Origin of the sequence: Gracilibacillus timonensis, from assembly GCF_900086715.1 — a bacterium.
Taxonomy (GTDB): Bacteria; Bacillota; Bacilli; order Bacillales; family Amphibacillaceae; genus Gracilibacillus; species Gracilibacillus timonensis.
In genome coordinates, this window is record NZ_FLKH01000011.1 from 298,414 (window position 1) to 322,347 (window position 23,934).

Genomic DNA, 23,934 nt, shown 5'->3' on the forward strand with positions numbered 1-23,934 from the left:
AGGGAGTCCCGTATAGATGACGCCAAATAAGGATGAAATGTTGACCCCCGTTACATGTGCGCTAATATGGCGTTTTCTGGCTATTCTTTTGTTTGCTACCTTTTGGCTTTTAAATGATGTTGGTGAAGCAGGGATTCTTCTTTTACTGTTTTTGATAACCATGGTTTTCATGAGAGGCAGAATCAATATGCCTGCTTGGACAACACTGATTGATCAGGCTGCATGTATTATCGCGAGCTTCTTTTGGCCTGGGGCGTGGTTTGCTCTAGCTATCCCTTTTTTTGAAACCATGCTGAAGGGGAGACCTTGGTTTATTCTGTTATCTCTACTGTTTTTCTTCATAGAATCCCAAATGTCATTGCTATTCATAACGATTTTAATTGCTGCTTCGTTTACTGGAATGGCCATCTATTATTGGTCAAAGGGAATAGCTGTATATAAACAGGAGGCCGATCAGGAGCGGAGACAGCGCTATGAATTAGAAAATTTTAAGCGTGAGTTGCTGCAGGCAAATGTGCAAAGTGCAAAAGTAGCAGAGATAATGGAGCGAAACCGTATTTCCAAATCATTGCATGATCATGTGGGTCATGAATTAACAGGGGCTATTCTGGCTTTACAGGCGTTTGAACAACTTTGGAAGGAAGGAGATCCCCAAGCTGATTCGGTATTTTTCAAGGCAAAAAAAAGGTTTTCGGAGAGTTCTCGTCATTTGAGAGAAACGGTGCGTCATATGAAACCAGTGAATATAATGGGTATGGAACGTTTTAAAGAAATAAGCGAACAATTTAATATGTGTCCCGTTGATGTAAGAGTGTATGGAGATACATCGAGGATATCTGCCTATCTGTGGGGAATATTGGAGCCGTGTCTGAAGGAAGCTTTAACCAATGTGGCGCGCCATACAGAAGCAACACACATAACGGTGACTTTGGACGTAAGTGAGAACATTGTACGCCTATCTATTTTTAACGATGGTGTATCGCAACAGACTGGAAGAGACGGTATTGGACTGAGGAATTTGCGCCAACGAGCACAAGCAGTCGGCGGGAGTTTATCGGCTTCCTTTGTCAAAAAAGGATTTCAGCTTGTTTGTGTATTGCCGCTGGATAAAGACGAATAAGGAAAGAGGTCTATCAAATGAAGATAATCATTGTTGATGATGATGAGATGGTATATGAGAGCCTGCAATTGTTACTTTCCCGTGAACAAGATATCCAAGTGATCGGAACGGCAAATGACGGAGAAGAAGCCATTGCATTATGTGAAGCATTGCCGCCAGATGTCGCCCTGATGGATATACAAATGCCAGGAATGGACGGTATTCAGGCCACCCGTGAAATCAAAAAACGCTGGCCGCAAATACGGGTGATGATGTTAACGACTTTTGAAGATGAACAGAATATCCGACTGGCACTCTTAGCGGGAGCTGAGGGTTATTTGCTTAAATCCGCTCAACCTCAGGATATGGCTCATCAATTGCGAACCTTAGTTTCCGGAAGCTCGGTACTTGATGCCGATGTATTAAAGCAGTTAACACAGCCAGAACCAAAAGGACTTGATGGTTTAACGGCGCGGGAAAAAGATATTCTTCAGCTCGTGGCACAAGGCTGCTCCAATAAAGAAATTGCCAGTCAGCTGTTTCTGGGGGAAGGAACAGTACGTAATACACTGTCGATTATTCTAGATAAGCTGGAAGTCCGCGATAGAACACAGTTGGCGCTTTATTATTGGCGAAGAAGGTAAAGCTTAGTGGATTCGTGTATGGAAAAGCCTCATCTATAAAAGGTAAAAATTTATTGTAAAACGATAAATTACATATTATAATAAAGTTACGCTAAAATAAATGAGGTGCTTTCCATGAAACGAAAATCAACACTCTTTTTGAAAGTAGCTGTTGTGTTAATAGGTATTCCAGTACTTGCGCTTTGTATATTTCTATTGCCTCGGATAGCCCATACAGCAATGGTTGCAGCTGAAAATGGTTCCTCCTTGGCTTATATGGTATTTGGTCTTTTAAGCGTTATGTATATATCGACGATCCCGTTTTACATCGCTTTGTATCAAGCATTTAAGCTTTTAGGCTATATTGATCATAACAAGGCCTTTTCGGAATTATCTGTAAAAACTTTAACGAAAATCAGAAATGCTGCTATTACCATTAGTGGTTTGTATGTGGTGGCTATGCCATTGATTTTTATCATAGCGGAATGGGATGACGCGCCGGGTCTTCTATTGATCGGACTAGTCGTTATGGGTGCTTCTGTAGTGATTGCCGTCTTTGCTGCAGTGCTTAAAAGGCTGTTGCAAGAAGCGATAGAGATCAAATCAGAAAATGAGTTAACGATCTGAGGTGAATAAGATGCCGATTGTGGTAAATATTGACGTGATGCTGGCGAAACGAAAAATGAGCGTAACCGAACTGTCCGAGAGAGTCGGTATAACTATGGCAAATCTCTCGGTATTAAAAAATGGCAAGGCAAAAGCCATTCGATTTTCCACGTTGGAAGCCATTTGTAAAGCTTTAGCATGTCAACCTGGGGATATTCTCGAATACCAGGATGAGGAAGGTAATCTTAACTGATAGAAAATGTGATGTACATTTTGTTGTTACGCAAATCGGTTTTTAAGCCAAAACTGCAGCTTATAGAAAGGGCGAGGCAGATGTGACCAGACCAATTGTCATAGCACTATTATGAAAGATAGCAGAGATCATAATAGACAAAAGTTCTGTAAACACATTAGCTATCTATACTAGATGCTGTGAAAATATCTAGAATTAATGGTTTCATGAGAGATTTTTAAGAAAATATGATGTATTCCAAACTGTTGTAGAGATTCCAAAATCATGATAGGTGTTTCGCCATGAATTGGCAAAAGAAGAAAATATCCTTTATATCTATATAGACGTTCCCATTCCATGAAAAGCGGGTTTAACTATATAGAATGATAGCGTTGTTCAAAACCCCAATAAAAATGACACATCGAATTTCTGCGTTGGTGAAATAGGAACTTCAGCTAAAGTCACCTACCGTAGGTAATGCAGTAGTCCATACATCCTGTGCAAATTCGTTCCTCACATAATAACCAAATACACTCCGGTACTCCAGGCTGGTTTGATGCACAGGACATCGCGACTTTAGCCGAGGGGTTCTTTTTATCAAACGTATGGAACACCATTTTCTTCTTTTCTTTTTAATAATCGTAAGCTATTCAAGGTCACAAGTAATGTTGCTCCCATATCTGAAAAAATGGCGATCCATAATGTTAACCAACCAGGTGCGACTAACAACAAAGCAAGTGCTTTAATTACCAGAGAGAAGGTAATATTTTGTTTGATAATGGACAATGCTTTTTGACTTAATTGAATGGTGTAAGGCAGTTTTGTTAAATCATCAGACATCAAAGCGATATTCGCTGTTTCTAATGCTGTATCTGTTCCTGCACCACCCATGGCAACTCCAACTGTAGAAGCTGCAAGTGCAGGAGCGTCATTTACGCCATCCCCAATCATGGCTACATTTTGACGTTTTTCCCGAAGCTCCCTAATGAAAGTTAACTTATCTTCTGGCAGTAAATTAGATTCAACATCCGTAACCCCAATTTGTTTTCCAATGGCATTTGCCGTTCGCTGGTTGTCACCTGTCAGCATGACTGTTTCGATTCCTAGATGATTGAGTTTGTTGATGACTGCTTTGGATGATGCTCTTAATTCATCTGCTACCGCAATGAAAGCAAGGATTTCGGTTTTTGTTCCTAAAACCATGACTGTTTTTCCTGTTGTTTGTAAATGAGTGATGGTTTCTTTTTGCTCCCATGCTATTGAAATATACAATTCTTCAAAGAGACTTGGGCTGCCCACATAATATATTTCATTATTGATCCTTGCTGTAACGCCTTTTCCTGTAATAGATTGAAATTCTTCCATAGGTACATCATTAAAATGTAATCCTCTTGCTTCTGCCTTTTTTATAATGGCAGAAGCAAGAGGATGTTGCGATCCTTTCTCCATGGCAGCGGTAATTGTCAGTAGTTCATCTTCGTTACCATTAACAGTGATAATATCTGTAACGACAGGAATTCCTTTGGTTAGGGTTCCTGTCTTATCAAACGCAATGGTTTTTAGATTTCCGGTCTCTTCTAAATAAACGCCACCTTTAATTAACACGCCATTTTTTGCAGCATTCCCTATAGCGGTTACGACAGCTACTGGTGTAGAAACAACAAGAGCACAAGGACAACCAACTACAAGAGCAGCTAATCCTTGATAAATCCATGTACTCCAATCGCCACCAATCAATAATGGCGGCATAACAGCTATCAAGATAGCTAAAATAACAATAGCTGGCGTATAATATTGGGCGAATTTATCCACGAATGCCTGAGAAGGTGCTCGTTCTGCTTGTGCTTCTTCGACAAGGTGAATGATTCTAGAAAGTGTGGTGTCTTCCACTCGTTTGGTTACTCTAACTTCAAGCGATCCTTCTTCATTTAGTGTTCCAGCAAAAACTTCGTCATCTACGGTTTTGGCAACAGGAACGCTTTCACCTGTAATGGCAGCCTGATTCAAGGTAGAAGTACCTTTAACCACCAAGCCATCCATTGCTAATTTTTGACCAGATTTTACAATCATCGTATCGCCCATTTGAATATCATCTACATGAACATGCATTTCTTTATTTCCTCGGCGAATGAGCGCTTCTTTTGGAGCAATGTCCATTAACGATTCAATCGACTGACGGGCTTTATCCATCGAGAAATGTTCTAACGCTTCACTAATAGCAAAAAGGATAACAACCGTTGCTCCTTCCATCCATTCTCCGAGAATGGCAGCACCGATAATAGCAATCGTCATCAGTGTATTCATATCAAATTGTAATCTGCTGAGGTTTCTAAGCCCTTTTATAAATAAGGTATACCCCCCGATTAAAATGGATACTGCATATCCGATTGTCGGAAGGAGGTGTTCTTCTCCGAATTGTTTTCCTAAAAACCAACTAACTAAAAGTAATATAGCGGAAATATAAACTTTGATCGTTTCTTTTTGCCTCCAAAAAGGTTCATGATCTACTTTTTGTTCGTTTTCATCTCGAACTTTTAAATGTTCAAATGCCCCTGCTTTTTCTAATTCCTCAACAGTGGTTTGACCTTGAACATATACCTTTGATGCTCCAAAATTCACTTCGGCATCCTCCACACCTTGTAATTTCTTGATGTTATTTTCAAATGTTTTCGCACAGCCTGCACAACTAAATCCTTGCACTCGATATGTTTTTGTTTCTTTTTTTGTGAGTGATTCAGACATTTACTTTCGCCTCTTTTTGATGAGTTAACGTAATGAAAATTAACTGCTTAATGTGTTCATCATCCAATGAGTAAAAGGCAAGTTTACCTTCCTTTCTATACTTCACAATTTTTTGTTTATGAAGTGTCCGTAAATGGTGGGAGGCAGTTGCTACGGTTGAACCAATGATATTTGCAATGTCGCAAACACATAGCTCTTCATCAATGCATAACGCGTAAGATATTTTTGTTCTATTCTCATCTGCCAGTACTTTGAATAATTGAGAAACACGAGACAAATTTTCATTTTGTAATTCTTCCTGTATACGGTGGACTTTTTCCTCGTCATAACAATAAACTTCACACATGTCTTTTTTAATCAATAGGATCACTCCATCATCATTCAAATATATATTTGATTATAATGTACAATGATATCATAACGGGGTACCGCCAACATTTCGGAAATTTTGTACGCTAAGCACATTTTGACATAAATATAGCCAAATACCTGTACGTTAGGGAATTTGGCTTATACTTTAATTTAACTTTTATTCAATGATCTTAGAGAATTCCCTGGCAAGCTATTCGAATCAAATTTATATTCCCCAAGAAAATTAATATGTCCCCATCCTAAAGGTGAAATGTGTGGAAGTAAATTTTCTTTTAGAACATCCTTTTTCTTAAACTCTTTTGTCACTTCACCCAAATATACAGTGTTCCATAAGCTTATTGCATTGATTAATATATTTAATGCACTAGCTCTTTGGAGTTGATCTTGTATGCCTCGCTCTCTGAATTCACCACGTTTACCAAAGAATAAAGCCCTAGCCAATCCATTCATGGCTTCACCTTTATTTAGCCCACGATGTATCCTTCTTCTTAATGTTTCATTTGTAATATAATCAAGAATAAAAATTGTTTTTTCAATTCTCCCAATCTCTCGAAGGGCTGTGGCTACTTTGTTTTGCCTTGCATATGAACCTAACTTCCCCATGATTAATGATCCAGAAACTCTTCCTTCCCGAATTGAATGCGCCAGCCTTAATACATCATCAAAATTTTCTTTAATAACGTTTGTGTTAATCTTACCCTGAAGTATGCCTTTTATGTTTGGAAAATCTTTGGGGGAAGAAATGGTATATAATTTTGTGTCACTTATATCTCTTAGCCTAGGTGCAAAACGAAATCCTAACAAATGACTTAATCCGAAAACCTGATCCGTGTATCCGGCTGTATCAGTGTAATGCTCTTCTATTGTAAGGTCAGATTCATGATGTAATAATCCATCTATCACATGTACAGCATCTCTGGCATTCGTATTAATAACTTTTGCATAAAATGAAGAAAATTGATCACTTGTAAAACGGTAAATTGTTGTCCCTTTCCCAGTTCCATAATGCGGGTTTGAATCTGCATGTAATGATGATACACCAACAGGTACACGCATACCATCCGAAGAGGATGTTGATCCATCTCCCCAATATGAAGCCAAGGATAGACGGTGTTGGTAGTTTACCAGTGTAGCTTGGGCCCGTGTCATTGCATCTTCATGTAATCTCCATTGCATAACATTAGCCATCTGGCGATATGAAATATCAGGCGTTGCTTCTGCCATTTTAGTTAGTCCAATATTCGTACCCATCGCCATCAAGGCAGCCATTACTATGGATTTTTCCTCCCCCTTAGGTGGGTGATTTGAAGAAGCGTGAACAAATGATTCTTCAAATCCAGTCCATTCAGCAACTTCCATTAATAAATCAGTGAGTTTAACCCTTGGAAGCATATTATAAAGAGATAAGCTAAAGTTTCTAGATTCTTCGGGAGTATCTGCTTGTAGTCTCTCAACATGTATTTTTTGTTTTTCAATGTTGATACTTTCGACCTTGTCAATGTTTTTTGAAATCCAATGTAGTTTAGTATTTAAAGTTTCCATTCTTTCCTGTATATACTGATCAAAACTTACTTTTACAGCTATCTTATTCCCTTTAACCTTTGCTTTTTCCCAATCGTCCTTTGACACTAAATATTCTTCAAAGTCCTTATGTAATCGACTGCCTTCAACCCAAACATCACCAGATCGGATATAGTTTTTGAGTTCTGTTAAAGCAGCCATTTCATAATATTGACGGTTAATGTTACCTTCATCATCAAAAACATGTTTTTGCCAACGTTTAGGAACAAAATCCAAAGGTGATCCATCAGGGATTTTTCTTTTTCCGGAATCATTTAATTCACGTATCGTATCCATTGCTTTCAACAAAGGATCTGCTGATTTAGTAGATTGGAACATTAAAGAATTCAACAGGACTGGAGTATATTTTCTTAAATAGTTATATCGTGTTTTTATTAAATCGAGGTAATCATAATCCATTGGTCTTGATAATACTTTAGCTTCTTCAATAGATTCTACAATTTTCTCCCAAGTCATTACCTGTTCAAGTGCCACGTAAGGATCGATTCCTTGTTCTTTAGCTTTGATTAAAGCCGTCCCTATATCTGCATAATGCACTACTTTTTCATTGACCGATTTACCGTTTTGCTTTTGCATTTCTTCTTGAGTTTTTCTTCCTTTTGATTGTAACACCATCATTTGTCTATCATGAATTTCAATGGCATGATCAGTTAAGTCTTGGGAAAGAGTTAATAAGTGAGCGATCAATAATGCATATCTTCTATCTTCTTTAAATCTTCTAAAGGAATGTGGTTCATACCTTGCCCCAGTTCGCGCTAATTGCAAAAGTCTATTGGGATGTATTAATGAGGTATCGGCAGTGATATTCATTTCTTTAATGTACTGTAATCTTTTTATGACCTTTAAAAAGGAATCTGGTGATGACTGACCAGGAATTTCTCGAAGCCAAGCTAATTGTGTTTTGTTATTACTTACAGTTAAATCAATCAACTTTTCTAGTCCGTGCTTATTTCTTTCAGAAAGATTACTGATTAGTATGGCATATATTTTTTTCTCTGCACGTGTTCTTGCTAACCAAACCATTCTCTCTAATGTTGGTATTACAGGCAATATTATTTTTTCTTTTCGTAATAAATCAATTGCATTACGTACTAGATACATTGTATTTCCATTTTCTAATGCGGATTTTAAAAGAGCATTAGAAGACGTACGATAATTAGTATTATTAAAATTTCTATATCCATATACTTGACGTATTTCCTCTAAATGCTCACGTCTTGTTGTATCGCGTTGAGCATATGAAGAGAAAACGTCTGGGTCTACATCAATTTGTTTAGCCACATAGGTAATAAGGTTATCTGGTATCTCTAACATGTTATTTAAAGTACAACCAGGATTTCTTAGTATGCATAATTGGAGCGCAAATCCCAGTCGATTATGGTCTCTTCTGTGGCGATTTATAACTTCAATATCATAGTCAGATAGACTGTAATATGAAGTGAATTCAAATTCCGATAAATTATTAAGGTTTAAGATATCCCTTCTTTGTTCTGGTGTCAGTAATTCTTTTACACTCAAGTTAAATCAATCCTTATAAGTAATTTTGGTATGTTCCTAATTTACTTTTTCTAAGTATCTATACAGTGAGGTTTTACTGATTCCTGTTGCTTCTGTGATTTGGTTAATTGTGTAATCCTTGCTCGTATACATTTTTATCGCCATTTCTACTTTGTCGCTATTTTTATTTGGTCTACCACCTTTCCTCCCTCTGGCACGTGCTGCTTGAAGACCAGACTTTGTTCTTTCACTTATAATATCTCGTTCTAATTCTGCAATGCTTGCCATTGTACGAAAGAAAAATTTACCCATTGCAGTTGAAGTATCAATACTGTCAGTAATAGATACAAAACCGACTCCCAAATCGTTGAATAATTCACTAAGTTCAATAAGGTGTTTTGTAGAACGTGAAATACGATCAAGTTTATATACAACAATTTTGTCGCCAGTACGTAAGACTTTAAGAAGCTCTTCTAATTGAGGTCTGTCTTTTCTTGTACCGGTTAACTTTTCTTTATAAATCTTTTCCACTCCAAATTTGGTTAAAGCATCAACTTGCATATCCAAGTTTTGTTCCACCGTACTCACTCGTGCGTAACCAAAAATCAACATTCATCACCTACTTCAAGTTGTTTATAAACTTATTGTAGCACCAAAAAGGGACTTAGTAATTAAAAATGTGACTTTGTTTTTGGGAATGAGTTTTGGTTCTGTGAATTAATAGAGAAAGGTTGTTTTCTGATAAAATTATTTTTAGTTCCATAAACGTCCGTTTAGGGGTCTTGTCTTCACCAATTTACAATAGGTTCTATTATTGAATAGAAGATTGTTGATTGAGTCCTGACTAAGAGCAATTTGCAATTCTTCTCGTTAAGAAGTTTATAAAATGTCAAGTTGAACACGGATGGGACAAATCAAAGTTTCTTTTGAGAGTAAATAGGAAAAAGTTACAAATAATAAAATCATCATTAATTAAAATGGAGATGAATGCTATGTCAGATAAAAATCAAATGCCTCGGGAAGAAGGAATAGTTCATAGCTTGAGCCTTATGAGAGAAGGATATATGTACATTTTGAACAGACGCCAAAGTTTTAATTCTAATGTTTTTGAGACCCGATTACTTGGCAAGAAAGCGATCTGCATGGTAGGAAAGGAAGCTGCAGAAGTTTTTTATGACACTGAGAAATTCAAAAGGAAAGATGCAGCACCGAACCGGGCGGTTCAAACATTGTTCGGGAAGAATGGTGTTCAGGCGTTAGATGGACAAGATCACAAACATCGGAAGGAAATGTTTATGTCTATCATGTCTCCTGAGGGACTTCAAAGCCTAACAGACATTACAAAAAAACAGTGGGAGATAGCACTAAATAAATGGAAACAGGTGGATCAAGTTATTCTTTACGAAGAAGTTAAAGAAGTCCTGTGCAGAACAGCCTGCCAGTGGGCAGGCGTCCCGTTGGAAGAAAACGATGTTAAAGAAATGACAAAACACTTGGCCGCGATGTTCGAGTCTCCGGCTGCAGTTGGTCCAAACCATTGGCTTGGGAGAAATGCACGGAATAAAGCAGAAAATAGGATTGGTGATCTGGTCGATAAGGTGCGTAACGGGGAAATAAATCCTCCAGAAGATACAGCTCTCCATAGATTCTCCTGGCATCGCGATTTAGAAGGGAATCTTTTGGATATCGAGACTGCTGTTGTGGAAGTGATCAATATCTTGAGACCTATTGTGGCAATCGCTATATTCATCAATTTCACTGCGCTGGCATTGCATCATTTTCCAGAAGAAAGGGAGAAGCTTGAATCCCATGACGAAAAGTATTCTCAGATGTTTGTACAGGAAGTTCGCCGTTTTTATCCGTTTTTTCCTTTTGTCGTAGCATTAGTAAAAAAAGATTTCACCTGGAAAGGCTATAAATTTGAAGAAGGCACATTAACTTTACTGGATATATATGGAACAAATCATGACCCTGAAATTTGGGTAAATCCTGACGTTTTCAGACCTGATAGGTTTCACAAATGGGAAGGCAGTCCTTTTAGCTTTATTCCGCAGGGTGGTGGTGATTACTTTATGGGGCATCGCTGTGCCGGAGAGTGGGCCACCATTGAAGTCATGAAAGTAAGTCTTGATTATTTGGCTAACCGAATGGAATATGAAGTTCCTAACCAGGATTTAAGTTACAGCATGGTGAGAGTTCCAAGTATTCCTCATAGTAAAGTAGTGATTAAAGATGTTAAGAGAAGGATATGATTAATTCCTACTAGGATTACTAAGAGTTCAACCTATGAAATTCTATGAAAAACCAGCCTAACTAGACTGACATAGTAAAATGAGACAGAGATAAAACACCCTCTTAGGCTGCTTTTTCAATTCATGCAGCAAATCAAACCAAATAAATTATGCTGCATTTTTAATCCGGCTGCCTTGATGATGAAGAGATACGTAACTGGTAAGTCTCCCCTCCCTCCGTATGCCAAATTGTACGGAGGTTTTTTTGGAATTGACTGTCACTCGAATCCAAGACTTTACCTGAATGTTCAATTCCTTTATGGAAACAATTTAAAAGAGATTTTCCAGATATTTAATCACAATCGATTCTCAACTTTTTGAAAATCGGTTTTTTATTTAAATGCTGCTGGAACCTCTGTTGTTTTACGTTGTGACGTTTATTGTTTGATATTGATAAAAGGGAATTTTAAGTTTTATTTAGTGTTAACACAAATTCTATTAAAAAATATGACTAATATTTATCATCCTTAAATAGACTTGTACAAGGAGTGATAAAAATGGAGTGGGCGACACATATTATAGACCAATTGGCAAATATACATTTCTCTATTGCATTAATAGTTAGTTTTTCGGTCGGATTATTGACAAGCTTTAATCCCTGTATGCTAGGGATGGCTTCCAGTATCTTTGCTTTTAAAGGAGAATCTAAAAACAAAAGCATTTTACCCATCACTTTGACTTTTATGATTTCTTTTACACTTACGTTCACGATTCTTGGTGTGGTTAGTATTTTTTTTGGTGAGCAAGTATTAGAATGGACGGAACAATATGAAGATTTATTTCATAATTTTCTAGGTTTCTTATTTTTATTAATTGGATTTTATGTTCTCGGTTTAAGGCTTCATCACTTTCTAGGGTTACTTCCTTTTAGAGTTGTTACCTTTTATTCCAAACCTGAAAAAAAACAACAAAAACCTCGTAATCCTATAATGAAGGCTTACTCGTTAGGTACCTTGTTTGGCCTTACACCATCACCATGTACAACACCTATGATTATTGCTATGATCGCCTTCGCATCAATTACTGGGTCATTAGTTAAAAGTACCCTTTTGTTACTAGTATATGGGATCGGACATGGCACGCCCTTTTTGATCATTGGATGGTTGGCTAGGGTATTGAAGAATACCAGATGGATGGTAAGGTGGCAGAAACTCTTGAGTAAAGCAATTGGCGTTGGATTATTTCTTGTCGGTTTGTATTTCTTTTTTGAATAGCTATTAAAGAATCGGTTCTCTATATTACGAATGAACCGATTTTTTGTACATTTATATTTGGTTTTTGTGTTCCTAATTCCACTAAAAATCCTCGTTTTAAACTATACTTTTTCATTTTCCTGTTTTTGTTGCCCCGTACGAGTTTCCAACCACATATCCAATATCATTAAAGCAACACCAGAAACTATGAAAACATCAGCGAGATTAAAGATAGGATAATCAATGAGCCGAAAATCAAGGCTATCTACTACTTCTCCTCTAATCAAGCGGTCAAAAAAGTTCCCTAATGCTCCACCTAGCAACAGTGATAAGGCAAAAGAGATTCGTCGGTTATTCCTTCCTTCTGTTTGTAAATAATAAATGATACCCAGTACAACAATTAACGTTACAATAATAAAAAACCAGCGTTGACCTTGCAAAATTCCAAATGCTGCTCCTTTATTTCGAAGAGAAGTAATATGGAATACTCCTTCCCATAAAGGAATGGTTTGACCTATTTCCATCCATTTGACAATCGCAGATTTCCATAGTTGATCAATGATTAAAACGATGACTGCAATGATATAGTAGATCCTGATTCTCCTCCTCCAATATTCATTATTTTAAAGTATACCATGATATAACGAACAAATGTATATTTTATTGTTGCAATAAAACGTTATATTATTTATACTAATATATATACAAATAATAATTTGAATGTTATTGTATACACTAATTACAGAGGAGGGGTTGTTTTGAGTATTACTTCCATAAATAAAAAAGAACATGATTTAGATGGTATAAAATCAAGGGGAAAAGATGCTTGTGAGACATTTATATTTGACCCAGAAAAGGTTGAGCGCCGTCAGCAGGAAGTCGGTCAAACGGATGGCTTATCACAATTGTTTAAAGTTTTTGCGGATGATACACGGTTGAAAATTGTTTATGCACTTACGCAAGAAGATGAAATGTGTGTCTGTGATGTAGCAACGATTATTGGTTCTACGAATGCTACTGCTTCACACCACCTACGTATGTTACGTAATATGGGGCTTGCCGAGTACCGTAAAAAAGGGAAGATGGTTTTTTATAGGCTAGTAAGTAATCATGTGCATCACCTTATGCAAGAAGCACTACAGTTGAAGGAAAAGAAGTAAATGTGATGAGTGTTGGGAAAAATTAGTTAAAATGTTACAAACAACTCAGTCCTCCGTTTTACATGATGGAATGCAGTTGCTCAAAAATAAACCATAAAAATTACCTAAGAAAAGACCAGTAGATAAAAAATCATCTCAGGAGATTTAAGCCCTGGTATCCACTGGGGCTTAAATCTTGTTTTTTCTCTGAATTGTACCCTGATGGTCCAAATTATTTGTGAAATGGAATGAATTAAAGTAAGGAGAGTTTGTAATGTTCTCATGGACTGTAGTATCTCTTGTGTTACTCACAAGTATAGCTAATCTTGTTGGAGGACTTATTGTCGTGAGAAAAGAATGGTCCCCCAAAGCTCTTACATATTTAATGGCTTTTAGTGCAGGTTTTCTTTTATCCATAGGTATTCTTGATCTAATGCCAGAAGGATTAGAAAATTCACCTGAAAATGGAATCTATATATTAATAGGATTTTTAGTATTATTTGCCTTTCAAAGAATCCTCACAACTCATTTTCATTTCGGCTATGAAACACATGAGGATAAACTCAGTAAAAAAACGGGCGGTTTAGGTGCCTTTATCGGAATGATGTAAAGCATCACTTTATTTCCTCTCAAATAGGGTTATCTTGTTCAAACTCCTCCAGGATAATTACTGTACTTTCCTGAAGTAATATGCTAAATTTTTTGCATATTATAAGGGGGAGTTTTTTAATGATTTTTTTACACGACTTTGGAATTGGGATAGAAGAATATGAGAAGAAAGGAAAAAAGAATAACTTTCCGTTATTTAAATGGTGCCCAAATTGCCAAGCAATTGCTTATGGAAACTTGCACAGACATGGTTATTATTGGAGATACGGAATAAACCAGGAAGAGGAACTACACATTCCTATATGTCGTTTCAGGTGTTTGGTTTGTCAAGTAACGATCTCTATTTTACCGAGTTTCTTAATTCCCTATTTTCAACATACATTGGATACCATGATGGAAAGATTAAGCAGTGTGCTTAAGGGAGAGAAAGTAAAAGGAAGTCGCCAGCAATTAGAACAACATCTGAAACGTTTTTATGAAAGCATCCATTGGACCCATAGCTTTTTTACAGACGCAGGATATCAATTGGGTTTCACGAAGGATATAAAAAAAGAAGCCCAAAAATACGTGACAATGATCCAAGATTTTGGCGAATCAACCTCCTTCTTCCGAAGGAGCTGGGGTCATTTATCATCCTATTTTATGGGCAAATTAATTCTACCATATTTACCACCAAAAAAGAATACTATTCATCCCACATAGACTTTTCCTAGCACTGATGGGAAGGACAAAGTAGAATAAAAGCAATGGATAACCGGTTATCCTTCTATAAAAAGGAGGAAAAGTTCATGAATGAAAAAACACGGGAAGAAATTGCTTTATTTCGTTATGGATTGATTGCCCCACTTTTGAATGGACAAGTAAAGCCAAAGGATTATTTGAAAGAAATGGAAGGGAAAATGCATACGATTCCTTATTATGGGGAACGAAAGGTTGCAGCCAAGACAATGCAAGAATGGCATCTGCATTACCGAAGGAATGGATTTGATGCATTAAAGCCTAAAAGGCGTTCTGATCGAGGGGGCGCCAGAAGATTATCTCCGGATGACAAAGATCATATACTAGAAACACGAAAAAAATTTCTCCATATGCCTGTTAGTGTTTTCTACGAACAACTAATAGGAAATGGAGAAATCAACAAAAATCAAATCTCTTACTCTACTATAAACCGATTACTAAAAAAACACAAGATGGCAGGAAGGAATTATATTCATTATCATCCAGAGAAAGAACGAAAACGCTTTGCGCATGATAAAGTCAATGTACTATGGCAGGCAGATTTATCACACGGCCCTTATGTCCCGGTTAATGGAAAAATGAAGAAAACGTTTCTTATTGCTTATATTGATGATTGTTCGAGATTGGTACCGTATGGACAATTTTTCTCTTCTGAGAAATTTGATGGTTTAAGAGAAGTGACCAAAGAGGCATTCATACGCAGAGGAAAGCCAAACATCATTTATGCAGATAATGGAAAGATCTATCGGTCAGAAACGCTACAGTATGCATGTGCCCAATTAGGAATTACCTTAGCTCATACGCAACCCTACGATCCTAAAAGCAAAGGGAAAATAGAAAGGTTATTTAAGACGATACAAACGCGTTTTTATCCACTACTTCAAACCAATCCAGCTACCTCTTTGGAGGAATTAAATGAGAGATTCTGGTGTTGGCTCGAAGAGGATTATCATCGGAGAGTACACGCTTCCTTAGAAGGAAAAACGCCACATGAAGTATTCCAATCGCAGCTAGATCGAATCAGCTTTTTAGAGGACCTCTCTATTTTAGAAACCATCTTTTTAAGACGGGTAGAGAGAAAAGTAAAGCAAGATGGAACGATTACATTGGACAAGCAGTTATATGAAGTTCCTTCGGAATATATTGGTCAGCGAATTGAAGTTCGTATGGATGAACAACATGTTTATGTATTTGAGGACGGAAAAAAGGCAGCTGAAGCCAGAGCGGTCACCATCCACGATAACGCCCATATCAAACGTGGACCATCGCCGTTTTCTCTCTCTGAAGCAAGGCAGGAGGAGGGAAAGGATCATGTATAAAACATACTATTCCTTAGCAAAGGAAGCCTTTACCAAGGAAGCAACAGCAACAAATGCCTTCCAATCGACGAGTTATCAAGAGGCAATGAATGGTCTTGGGTATTTACAAAAGTCTAAAGGAATTGGGTTGTTGATAGGTGACCCTGGTGCTGGGAAGACGTACACCTTACGAGCCTTTAAGAATTCACTTAACCCAGCCTTATACCATGTCGTCTATTTTCCGTTGTCCACCGGAGGGGTGATGGATTTCTACCGGGGGCTAGCATACGGACTAGGAGAAGAACCTAAGTTTCGTAAAGTAGATTTATTTCGTCAGATTCAACAAGGAATTGAACGGATGGAGCAGGAGCGTAAAATAACGCCCATATTTATTTTAGATGAAATGCATATGGCAAAAGATGCTTTTTTACAGGACTTAGCTATTCTTTTCAATTTCCAAATGGATTCGTCGAATCCATTTATTCTGATACTAGCTGGTCTGCCGCATTTGAAAACGCGGCTCCATTTGAATCACCATCGCCCGTTGGCTCAACGAATTATTATGAGATACCAATTCCAGCCATTGAATAAAGAAGACGTTACTGCTTATATGGAGCATCAGTTAAAACTGGCAGGGGCAAAGATGCCGATTTTTACAGAGACAGGTTTAGAAGCTATCGCTTTACGTTCGCAAGGATGGCCACGCATCATTAACACATTAGCTTCAAATTGTCTTCTGTATGGAGCGCAGTTAAAAAAACAACAAATTGATGAAGAGATTGTTCGTATGGCAACAGAGGAAAGTGGCCTATGATGCGGCAAGGAATCATGATATTTGATTTACAGGGATGGAAGATCTGGATTGGCCAGCAAGACTATGAAACATTTGAAGGAATGGCTTTTGAATTACGTATTCAAAAGCATTATTTCAAAGCATATTTAGGAAAAGAAGATCAAGAGTGGTATGTGATATTAGATGAAGATGTAGCATTTAATTTACGTGTATTCGAGGTTTACAAAGTTCGTATAGAATACATAGATATCACATCAGGAAATGCCTCTTAAAAGGGGCATTTTTTCTGGAATAGTATCTGAAATAATTTTACAAAGTTTTTTCAAATCGGAAATTAAATGAATAAACGAGCACATTACTCCAGATTTCTCTCTGATATAAAATGGAAAAGGATGTCTGAATTAATGTGGTAGTTTACAGGAATGACCATTCATAGTTTCTTTGATGGGGTCTCCATTGTTGCGGGATTCGAAGTAAGCAGTGAATTAGGTTTCCTTGTGTTTGTTGCTGTATTACTTCATAAAATACCAGATGGCTTAACCATTTCTTCGATTGTTCTTGTAGTATTTAATGACAGGAAAAAGGCGTTTATTGCCTCTGCAGTACTGGCTTTGGCTACTATATTTGGAGGGGCTTTAGTATGGCTACTCAGTGACACAGAATTTGCAGCTGAAGTACTTGGCGATTCTTTTGCAAGAATTGCTTTGTCCTTTTCAGCAGGTGTTTTTCTATATGTTGCAGCAACGGACTTACTTCCAGTTGTTAATCAATCTGAAAATCGAAAAACTGGTCTTTACGTTTTGCTTGGTGTAGCCGTTTTCTATATAGCTTCTTGGATCATAGGAGTTGTTGGGTTGGAATGAAAATATTAAAGGAATAGCCTTGAATAATAAGTTGAGGAAATTAAACAGAAAAGTTGAGTTTAGTCTTAGCAAAAAAATTTAAAATACAATCAAATAATCATTTGACTATCTATATGTGTGGATATATAATAGCAACATAACGTAATATTCAAATGAATATCATAATGAGAGGTGGTCAAGAAAATAGGAATTCCACATGCATTGATTGATAAAAGATATGGTTAATTAAGAAGGAGGTTATTAAATATGAGTGAAGCAACGAAGCCATTAGAGGAGAAATATGTCTATCGTGTTGATGGATTTTCATGCGCAAACTGTGCAGGTAAATTTGAAAAAAATGTTAAAAAAATTCCGGGAGTAGAGGATGCAAAAGTAAATTTTGGAGCATCCAAAATTTCCGTTTACGGAGAAGCAACGGTTGAAGAATTAGAAAAAGCAGGTGCCTTTGAGAACCTTAAAGTGGCTCCAGAAAAACCTAGGCGGCAGGCTCCGCAAGAGGCTAAAAAAGACAAAAATATATATCGTGTTGAAGGGTTTTCATGCACAAACTGTGCAGGGAAGTTTGAAAGAAATGTTAAAAAAATTCCGAGTGTGGAGGATGCAAAAGTGAATTTTGGAGCATCTAAAATTTCTGTATACGGTGAAGCAACGATTGAAGAATTAGAAGATGCAGGTGCTTTCGAGAACCTTAAAGTGGCTCCGGAAAAACCTGTACGTCAAGCCACACAAGAGGTTAAAGAGGAGAAAGAGGTTGAAAAAGAAGAAAAAGTGCCATTTTATAAAAAGCACAGTACTTTACTCTATTCGACCTTATTGATTGTTTTCGGATACCTTTCATCATTTGTAAATGGGGATGAGAACATTGTTACTACATTATTATTTGTAGCATCGATGTTAATCGGGGGATTATCGCTCTTTAAAGTCGGTTTCCAAAACTTGTTGCGCTTTGAATTTGACATGAAAACACTTATGACAGTGGCTGTTATAGGTGGTGCCATTATAGGTGAATGGGCAGAAGTTTCTATTGTTGTCATACTCTTTGCGATAAGTGAAGCTCTAGAACGTTTCTCTATGGATAAGGCAAGACAATCGATTCGTTCATTAATGGACATTGCACCTAAAGAGGCACTTGTTAGACGAAATGGTCAAGAAATGATGATCCATGTAGATGATATTGCGGTTAGAGATATTATGATTGTCAAACCTGGTCAAAAGATTGCCATGGACGGTGTGGTTGTAAGTGGGTACTCTGCTGTGAATCAAGCAGCCATTACAGGTGAGTCAGTCCCTGTTGAAAAAACGACTGACGATGAAGTATTTGCAGGTACTATAAATGAAGAAGGATTACTTGAAGTAGAAATAACTAAATTAGTAGAAGATACAACCATTTCAAAAATTATTCATCTTGTAGAGGAAGCACAAGGGGAACGTGCTCCTTCGCAAGCATTTGTTGATAAATTCGCAAAATATTACACACCGATTATTATGATCATTGCAGCATTAGTTGCTATAGTCCCTCCATTATTCTTTGATGGCAGTTGGGAAACATGGATTTATCAAGGATTAGCTGTTCTTGTTGTTGGTTGTCCTTGTGCGTTGGTTATTTCCACTCCGATTTCGATTGTATCGGCTATCGGGAATGCAGCGAAAAAAGGTGTCCTTATAAAAGGTGGCGTTTATTTAGAAGAAATGGGTGCCTTAAAAGCCATAGCATTTGATAAAACGGGTACACTAACAAAAGGAGTTCCTGTTGTAACTGATTTTAACGTGTTAAACAAACAGATAGATGAAAATGAAATGCTATCCATCATTACTGCATTAGAGTATCGTTCTCAGCACCCTCTTGCATCAGCAATCATGAAAAGAGCAGAAGAGGCGAATATTTCTTATTCAGATGTTGTGGTAGATGACTTCTCCTCCATTACGGGAAAAGGAATTAAGGGTACAGTGGACGGAAAAACCTATTATATTGGAAGTCCAAAACTATTTAAGGAACTGTCAAACTCTAGTTTTGATAATAATTTAGAGGAAAAAGTTACAGCACTTCAAAATCAAGGGAAAACTGCTATGGTCTTTGGAACTGACAAAGAAATACTAGCTATTATTGCAGTAGCAGATGAAGTACGTGAATCAAGTAAAGAAGTCATTCAAAAACTACATCAACTTGGCATCAAAAATACTATTATGCTTACAGGTGATAACAAAGGTACTGCGCATGCGATTGGTAGTCATGTCGGAGTATCGGATGTTCAGGCTGAACTGATGCCACAAGATAAATTAGATTATATTAAACAATTTAGATCTCAATACAGCAATGTAGCCATGGTTGGAGATGGTGTCAATGATGCCCCTGCATTAGCTGCTTCTACTGTTGGAATAGCAATGGGGGGTGCTGGCACTGATACAGCACTAGAAACGGCAGACGTTGCTCTAATGGGGGACGATTTAACAAAACTTCCTTTTACTGTAAAACTTAGTCGTAAAGCACTAAATATAATTAAGTCAAACATTACTTTTGCTATTGCAATTAAATTGATTGCTTTGCTTTTGGTTATCCCTGGTTGGTTAACACTGTGGATTGCTATCGTTTCAGATATGGGGGCAACCCTTCTTGTAGCGTTGAATGGTTTACGACTTATGCGAGTGAAAGAGTAAAAGTAAAAGGGCTTTCCGTTTATAATTTGGAAAGCCCTTTTCATCAAATATAGGTTAATTTTTTTAAATGTCGAGTTTAGTCTAATAAGTGAAGAAAAATAGGTTAAAGTAAGAAAAAAGTTATTTGTATTAGTTATATATTGCACAACCATATTCTTAAGTGTAAATAGTAGTAATTATTTTTTACTCATCAAAGGAGGAAACTAGAATGACCAGGGAAGGGAAAAAAGATGTAGATCTATTAGTGATAGGAGCAGGGTCCGGAGGTTATGTGGCGGCTATACGTGCTGCTCAATTAGGAAAAAAAGTGGTCTTGGTTGATAAGGCCGAGCTAGGAGGGGTTTGTCTCAATCGCGGCTGTATACCATCAAAGGCACTAATTAGTGCATCTGAACGAGTCAAACATATTAAACATGCCAATGCAATGGGCATCAAGGTGTCGGGAGATATTGAAATAGATATGCCAGAAGTAGTGAAGTGGAAGGATGGAATCGTTAACAAGCTAACAAATGGGATTCGCACCTTGTTAAAAGGAAATGGTGTAGAGGTCATCAATGGGGAAGCCTATCTCACTGAAGCACATATTGCAAAAATAAAAATAGAGAATGAAGAACAAATTTTTTCTTACAAAGATTTAATTCTTGCAATAGGTTCTTTGCCAGTCGAGTTAAAAAGTATGCCATTTGATCAAAAAAGAATTATCTCTTCAACCGAGGCATTGCAACTACAGGAGGTACCCAATCATTTAGTTGTGGTAGGTGGTGGTTATATCGGATTAGAGTTAGGTACTGCTTATGCAAAGTTTGGGGCAAAAGTGACCATCCTTGAGGGATCGGATACAATTTTGTCTGGGACGGATCCTATCCTAACAAAAACGGTAAAACGTCATTTAAAGGAACTTGGAGTCACTGTTATAACAGATGCGCTAGTTCAAGGTGGGGAAAATACAGGGGATGAAGTTAACGTTCATGTTCAAGTTGATGGAAAGGAAGAAAATATTCAAGGTGATTATTGCTTAGTTTCTATTGGGAGAAAACCAAACACAGGAAAAATCGGTCTGGAAAATATCGGAGTAGAGTTAGACGACCGAGGTTTTATTAAGATAAATAACAAATGTCAAACAAACGTTGACCATGTTTATGCAATAGGGGATTGTGCTGGTGGTGACCTCCTTGCTCATAAAGCTAGTTATGAAGCGAAGATAGCAGCAGAAGTGATCAGCGGTCAAAACAGTGTGATTGATTTTCAAGCGATGCCTTTTGTTATTTTCAGCGATCCTGAAGTAGCCTATACAGGTTTAACAGAGAAGGAAGCAAAGGAAAAAGGATACGAAACAGTATCCAGTCGTTTTCCATTCCAAGCAAATGCTAGGGCGTTATCTGTCTCGGATGCAGATGGCTTTGTACAAGTTGTAGCCGAAAAGAATACGAAAAGAGTGTTAGGAGTACAGATGGTAGGGCCGGAGGTATCCTCTCTGATTGCAGAGGCCGTTTTTGCGATTGAGGCTGGGGCAAATGCGGAAGATCTTAGCCTCACGATTCATGCTCATCCAACCTTACCGGAGCCACTTATGGAGGCAGCAGAAGGTGTGATGGGACATGCTATACATATGTTGAATAAAAAACAATAATGAATGCAGGCAGACCTGCACTTTTTATAGTGCAGGTTGAATTTTTTATTAAAGGATGGAGATTCATGCACATTTTTATTGATGGGTGCATTACTGTATAAAATTCCGGATGGTATGGTTTAATCACTATTCATGAATCTCTAATGAACTGGGTTAATATAAATTATGAAATATATCCAATCGTTTTTCTAACTGTTTATGAACGATGAAGGAGTTGATATAAATGAATTTAATTTTAACCATTCTCTCTGCTTTAGGTTCTTTTATAGTAACCAATGTCGATGATATTTTTGTCTTGATGTTGCTGTTCTCTCAGGCAAGGTCACAAGCTCAAACGAGTAACAGCGGAGTAGTTAGCATGGAATCGAAAGGAAACCGTATTTTTCCAAGAGATATAGTCATTGGCCAATATCTTGGTTTTGCACTTTTAGTTTTAATCAGTCTCTTAGCAACATTTGGAGTAACACTCATTCCTGATCAGTGGGTAGGTTTGCTAGGGTTAATACCGATTTATCTAGGAGTAAAACTCTTTATAAAGGGTGAAGATGAGGATGAAGGTAACATTCTTTCCAGCTTAAACAAATTTAATAAGTTCTATTTAAGTGTAGCCTTTATCACATTCGCCAATGGCGGAGACAATATTGGAATTTATGTTCCATTCTTTTCTACCTTAAATAACAGCCAACTGATAATTACAGTTGTTACTTTCTTTATAATGGTTGCTGTCTGGTGTTTAATTGGCTATCGTCTAGCAAGGTTCAGATATGTTTCTGAAACACTTGAGAAATACGGCCGCTGGATTATCCCAATTGTGTTTATAGGATTAGGAATATATATTATGGTGGAGAACGAAACTTTCCGCGCCATTTTGAGTTTAGTGAATTAAAAATTTCTCAAAAGTACCTCTGATTTACAGTAGGACTTTGATATTTAGAGTAAATATTTATCCTCTGACAAATAATTCTATGGATACGCTCATCTATATTTTGCTTAGCGTACAAAATTTCCGAAATGTTGGCTGTACCCCATAACTGCCATATACATTCAAATGAATATTTGAATAAAGGGGTGGATTATTTATTTTATGAGGAAATTGCGAAATATGGAACTTATGATCCATTATCAATACACAATCAAGCTATTTTCACATATAATGTAATAAAGTATGTAAGGGTGGTGAAAGCACATGATAAAAAAGAATCGTATGACCAAAGAAGAATTGGTGCTTCTTTTGAAATCTGAACAAGAAAATGGTTATCCATTATTCAGAGATGAAATTGTGAAAGTTCTACAAGAAAGGTATAATGTTGATCTTCCAACAGCTAAAAAGAGGCTTTGGAAGCAAGAAATGAGTGATCATTTAACAAGTGATGTGGAATGGTCTCAACATATGGGACCACACTATTGGGCGAAGTTTATTTTAGAACACTACAAGGATGATCTACCCAGAAGAACGAAAGAATTAATATTTCAGAATTAACCCTTATGACATATCAACGTCATAAGGGTTTTTTAAACATTTAAATAGAGGCAAACTCAAACAAGACGATTGTCATATGCGGTGTTAAACAACACGGATTTTTGAATAACCCCTATGGATTTGGCTGGTTTTCACCTTTAATGACCTGATAGACAAATTCACTTAACGTATTCTTCCTGAATTGGATGATATATGCTTGAAAGGCTTCGTCATCCCTATACGTATAGGCAATCCATGGCAGGATTTCTTTTTCACAAACCATAAACTTCTCGCAAATAAGTCTATAAATGCCGAAATGGTGGTTCTTTTCTCGCCAATTTATGATAGAAAGTGTTGGGAGAATAAAACGTCTCCACCCCCTTCCTCCACCTTTGCAATTTTTTTGCGCAAAAGGTGGACGACAATGGTTGGAAATACAGGTATCATGAACTAACATGCATCTAAAAAAACAGGTAGAGATTTTATACTTGTTTCTATTACATAGTCTTAAAAA

23 protein-coding genes are annotated in these 23,934 nt (G+C 37.1%); 17 read left to right on the plus strand and 6 right to left on the minus strand.

The features are described from left to right. The first annotated feature begins 16 nt into the window (after nt 1-16). The 4 genes from BN6556_RS08770 to BN6556_RS08785 all read left to right on the plus strand — a co-directional run bounded on the left by BN6556_RS08770 (nt 17) and on the right by BN6556_RS08785 (nt 2,581). Complete coding sequence (locus tag BN6556_RS08770) at nt 17-1,120, plus strand: sensor histidine kinase (RefSeq protein WP_066189878.1); 1,104 nt, start codon at nt 17-19, stop codon at nt 1,118-1,120. A gap of 17 nt (nt 1,121-1,137) precedes the next feature. After that, nucleotides 1,138-1,743 carry a response regulator transcription factor gene (locus BN6556_RS08775; protein ID WP_066189881.1) on the plus strand — a complete coding sequence of 202 codons (606 nt, stop codon included), beginning with the start codon at nt 1,138-1,140 and terminating at the stop codon, nt 1,741-1,743. Nucleotides 1,744-1,857: 114 nt separating this feature from the next. Continuing rightward, nucleotides 1,858-2,349: a DUF2975 domain-containing protein gene (locus tag BN6556_RS08780; RefSeq protein WP_066189883.1), complete on the plus strand. Its 492-nt coding sequence runs from the start codon at nt 1,858-1,860 to the stop codon at nt 2,347-2,349. Nucleotides 2,350-2,359: 10 nt separating this feature from the next. Then, a complete protein-coding gene (locus tag BN6556_RS08785; RefSeq protein WP_066189885.1) occupies nt 2,360-2,581 on the plus strand; it encodes a helix-turn-helix domain-containing protein in 222 nt (73 codons plus the stop codon). A 576-nt stretch (nt 2,582-3,157) separates the two neighbouring features. Here the strand turns inward: BN6556_RS08785 and BN6556_RS08790 are convergent. The 4 genes from BN6556_RS08790 to BN6556_RS08805 all read right to left on the minus strand — a co-directional run bounded on the left by BN6556_RS08790 (nt 3,158) and on the right by BN6556_RS08805 (nt 9,361). After that, complete coding sequence (locus tag BN6556_RS08790; RefSeq protein ID WP_066189888.1) at nt 3,158-5,302, minus strand: heavy metal translocating P-type ATPase; 2,145 nt, start codon at nt 5,300-5,302, stop codon at nt 3,158-3,160. Beyond that, on the minus strand, nt 5,295-5,663 hold the full coding sequence (locus BN6556_RS08795; protein WP_066189891.1) for an ArsR/SmtB family transcription factor: 369 nt from the start codon (nt 5,661-5,663) through the stop codon (nt 5,295-5,297). The genes BN6556_RS08790 and BN6556_RS08795 overlap by 8 nt, the downstream gene beginning before the upstream one ends. 161 nt (nt 5,664-5,824) lie before the next feature. Continuing rightward, nucleotides 5,825-8,773 (minus strand): Tn3 family transposase, encoded by a 2,949-nt coding sequence (locus BN6556_RS08800; RefSeq protein WP_066189894.1) that lies wholly within the window; start codon nt 8,771-8,773, stop codon nt 5,825-5,827. Nucleotides 8,774-8,809: 36 nt separating this feature from the next. After that, complete coding sequence (locus BN6556_RS08805; protein WP_066191254.1) at nt 8,810-9,361, minus strand: recombinase family protein; 552 nt, start codon at nt 9,359-9,361, stop codon at nt 8,810-8,812. 383 nt (nt 9,362-9,744) lie between these two features. Between BN6556_RS08805 and BN6556_RS08810 the strand changes: the two genes are divergently transcribed. Both BN6556_RS08810 and BN6556_RS21550 read left to right on the plus strand, forming a co-directional pair. Beyond that, on the plus strand, nt 9,745-11,004 hold the full coding sequence (locus tag BN6556_RS08810) for a cytochrome P450 (protein WP_066189896.1): 1,260 nt from the start codon (nt 9,745-9,747) through the stop codon (nt 11,002-11,004). A 536-nt stretch (nt 11,005-11,540) separates the two neighbouring features. After that, nucleotides 11,541-12,257: a cytochrome c biogenesis CcdA family protein gene (locus tag BN6556_RS21550; protein WP_078060000.1), complete on the plus strand. Its 717-nt coding sequence runs from the start codon at nt 11,541-11,543 to the stop codon at nt 12,255-12,257. Between the two features lie 101 nt (nt 12,258-12,358). Here the strand turns inward: BN6556_RS21550 and lspA are convergent, their stop codons facing one another. Next, nucleotides 12,359-12,835, minus strand: a complete 477-nt coding sequence (gene lspA, locus BN6556_RS08820; RefSeq protein WP_162493120.1) for a signal peptidase II — start codon at nt 12,833-12,835, stop codon at nt 12,359-12,361. Between the two features lie 159 nt (nt 12,836-12,994). Here lspA and BN6556_RS08825 point away from each other — a divergent pair, with 159 nt between their 5' ends. The 11 genes from BN6556_RS08825 to BN6556_RS08875 all read left to right on the plus strand — a co-directional run bounded on the left by BN6556_RS08825 (nt 12,995) and on the right by BN6556_RS08875 (nt 23,441). Further along, the gene (locus BN6556_RS08825) at nt 12,995-13,396 is read left to right on the plus strand and encodes an ArsR/SmtB family transcription factor (protein WP_002454665.1); all 402 of its coding nucleotides are present in this window, start codon (nt 12,995-12,997) and stop codon (nt 13,394-13,396) included. A 253-nt stretch (nt 13,397-13,649) separates the two neighbouring features. After that, nucleotides 13,650-13,985 (plus strand): ZIP family metal transporter, encoded by a 336-nt coding sequence (locus BN6556_RS08830; RefSeq protein ID WP_235817478.1) that lies wholly within the window; start codon nt 13,650-13,652, stop codon nt 13,983-13,985. Between the two features lie 119 nt (nt 13,986-14,104). Next, the gene (locus tag BN6556_RS08835) at nt 14,105-14,686 is read left to right on the plus strand and encodes a DUF6431 domain-containing protein (protein WP_066189519.1); all 582 of its coding nucleotides are present in this window, start codon (nt 14,105-14,107) and stop codon (nt 14,684-14,686) included. Between the two features lie 86 nt (nt 14,687-14,772). Next, nucleotides 14,773-16,041, plus strand: a complete 1,269-nt coding sequence (locus tag BN6556_RS08840; RefSeq protein WP_066189521.1) for a DDE-type integrase/transposase/recombinase — start codon at nt 14,773-14,775, stop codon at nt 16,039-16,041. Next, nucleotides 16,034-16,834: an ExeA family protein gene (locus BN6556_RS08845; protein WP_066189525.1), complete on the plus strand. Its 801-nt coding sequence runs from the start codon at nt 16,034-16,036 to the stop codon at nt 16,832-16,834. Before BN6556_RS08840 ends, BN6556_RS08845 begins: the two co-directional genes overlap by 8 nt. Further along, entirely contained in the window at nt 16,831-17,085 is a 255-nt protein-coding gene (locus tag BN6556_RS08850) for a DUF5348 domain-containing protein (protein WP_066189527.1), read from the plus strand. The genes BN6556_RS08845 and BN6556_RS08850 overlap by 4 nt, the downstream gene beginning before the upstream one ends. A 150-nt stretch (nt 17,086-17,235) precedes the next feature. After that, the gene (locus tag BN6556_RS08855) at nt 17,236-17,676 is read left to right on the plus strand and encodes a ZIP family metal transporter (protein WP_235817479.1); all 441 of its coding nucleotides are present in this window, start codon (nt 17,236-17,238) and stop codon (nt 17,674-17,676) included. Nucleotides 17,677-17,922: 246 nt separating this feature from the next. Next, nucleotides 17,923-20,331, plus strand: coding sequence for a heavy metal translocating P-type ATPase (locus tag BN6556_RS08860; RefSeq protein WP_066189899.1), 2,409 nt, complete (start codon nt 17,923-17,925; stop codon nt 20,329-20,331). Nucleotides 20,332-20,539: 208 nt separating this feature from the next. Further along, entirely contained in the window at nt 20,540-21,961 is a 1,422-nt protein-coding gene (gene lpdA / locus BN6556_RS08865; RefSeq protein WP_066189901.1) for a dihydrolipoyl dehydrogenase, read from the plus strand. A 223-nt stretch (nt 21,962-22,184) separates the two neighbouring features. Then, nucleotides 22,185-22,847, plus strand: coding sequence for a CadD family cadmium resistance transporter (locus BN6556_RS08870; protein WP_066189904.1), 663 nt, complete (start codon nt 22,185-22,187; stop codon nt 22,845-22,847). Nucleotides 22,848-23,147: 300 nt separating this feature from the next. Then, complete coding sequence (locus tag BN6556_RS08875) at nt 23,148-23,441, plus strand: hypothetical protein (RefSeq protein WP_066189907.1); 294 nt, start codon at nt 23,148-23,150, stop codon at nt 23,439-23,441. Between the two features lie 112 nt (nt 23,442-23,553). On the opposite strand, the gene BN6556_RS22060 is transcribed toward BN6556_RS08875, so the two are convergent. Beyond that, on the minus strand, nt 23,554-23,703 hold the full coding sequence (locus tag BN6556_RS22060) for a hypothetical protein (RefSeq protein ID WP_161485679.1): 150 nt from the start codon (nt 23,701-23,703) through the stop codon (nt 23,554-23,556). Between the last annotated feature and the right edge of the window lie 231 nt (nt 23,704-23,934).

Excerpts from the sequence above, each read along its gene's own strand:
- BN6556_RS08770 (WP_066189878.1), top strand. The coding sequence starts at position 17 with ATGACGCCAAATAAGGATGAAATGTTGACCCCCGTTACATGTGCGCTA.
- BN6556_RS08775 (WP_066189881.1), top strand. The coding sequence starts at position 1,138 with ATGAAGATAATCATTGTTGATGATGATGAGATGGTATATGAGAGCCTG.
- BN6556_RS08780 (WP_066189883.1), top strand. The coding sequence starts at position 1,858 with ATGAAACGAAAATCAACACTCTTTTTGAAAGTAGCTGTTGTGTTAATA.
- BN6556_RS08785 (WP_066189885.1), top strand. The coding sequence starts at position 2,360 with ATGCCGATTGTGGTAAATATTGACGTGATGCTGGCGAAACGAAAAATG.
- BN6556_RS08790 (WP_066189888.1), bottom strand. The coding sequence starts at position 5,302 with ATGTCTGAATCACTCACAAAAAAAGAAACAAAAACATATCGAGTGCAA.
- BN6556_RS08810 (WP_066189896.1), top strand. The coding sequence starts at position 9,745 with ATGTCAGATAAAAATCAAATGCCTCGGGAAGAAGGAATAGTTCATAGC.
- BN6556_RS21550 (WP_078060000.1), top strand. The coding sequence starts at position 11,541 with ATGGAGTGGGCGACACATATTATAGACCAATTGGCAAATATACATTTC.
- BN6556_RS08830 (WP_235817478.1), top strand. The coding sequence starts at position 13,650 with ATGTTCTCATGGACTGTAGTATCTCTTGTGTTACTCACAAGTATAGCT.
- BN6556_RS08835 (WP_066189519.1), top strand. The coding sequence starts at position 14,105 with ATGATTTTTTTACACGACTTTGGAATTGGGATAGAAGAATATGAGAAG.
- BN6556_RS08840 (WP_066189521.1), top strand. The coding sequence starts at position 14,773 with ATGAATGAAAAAACACGGGAAGAAATTGCTTTATTTCGTTATGGATTG.
- BN6556_RS08845 (WP_066189525.1), top strand. The coding sequence starts at position 16,034 with ATGTATAAAACATACTATTCCTTAGCAAAGGAAGCCTTTACCAAGGAA.
- BN6556_RS08850 (WP_066189527.1), top strand. The coding sequence starts at position 16,831 with ATGATGCGGCAAGGAATCATGATATTTGATTTACAGGGATGGAAGATC.
- BN6556_RS08855 (WP_235817479.1), top strand. The coding sequence starts at position 17,236 with ATGACCATTCATAGTTTCTTTGATGGGGTCTCCATTGTTGCGGGATTC.
- BN6556_RS08860 (WP_066189899.1), top strand. The coding sequence starts at position 17,923 with ATGAGTGAAGCAACGAAGCCATTAGAGGAGAAATATGTCTATCGTGTT.
- lpdA (WP_066189901.1), top strand. The coding sequence starts at position 20,540 with ATGACCAGGGAAGGGAAAAAAGATGTAGATCTATTAGTGATAGGAGCA.
- BN6556_RS08870 (WP_066189904.1), top strand. The coding sequence starts at position 22,185 with ATGAATTTAATTTTAACCATTCTCTCTGCTTTAGGTTCTTTTATAGTA.
- BN6556_RS08875 (WP_066189907.1), top strand. The coding sequence starts at position 23,148 with ATGATAAAAAAGAATCGTATGACCAAAGAAGAATTGGTGCTTCTTTTG.
- BN6556_RS22060 (WP_161485679.1), bottom strand. The coding sequence starts at position 23,703 with ATGGTTTGTGAAAAAGAAATCCTGCCATGGATTGCCTATACGTATAGG.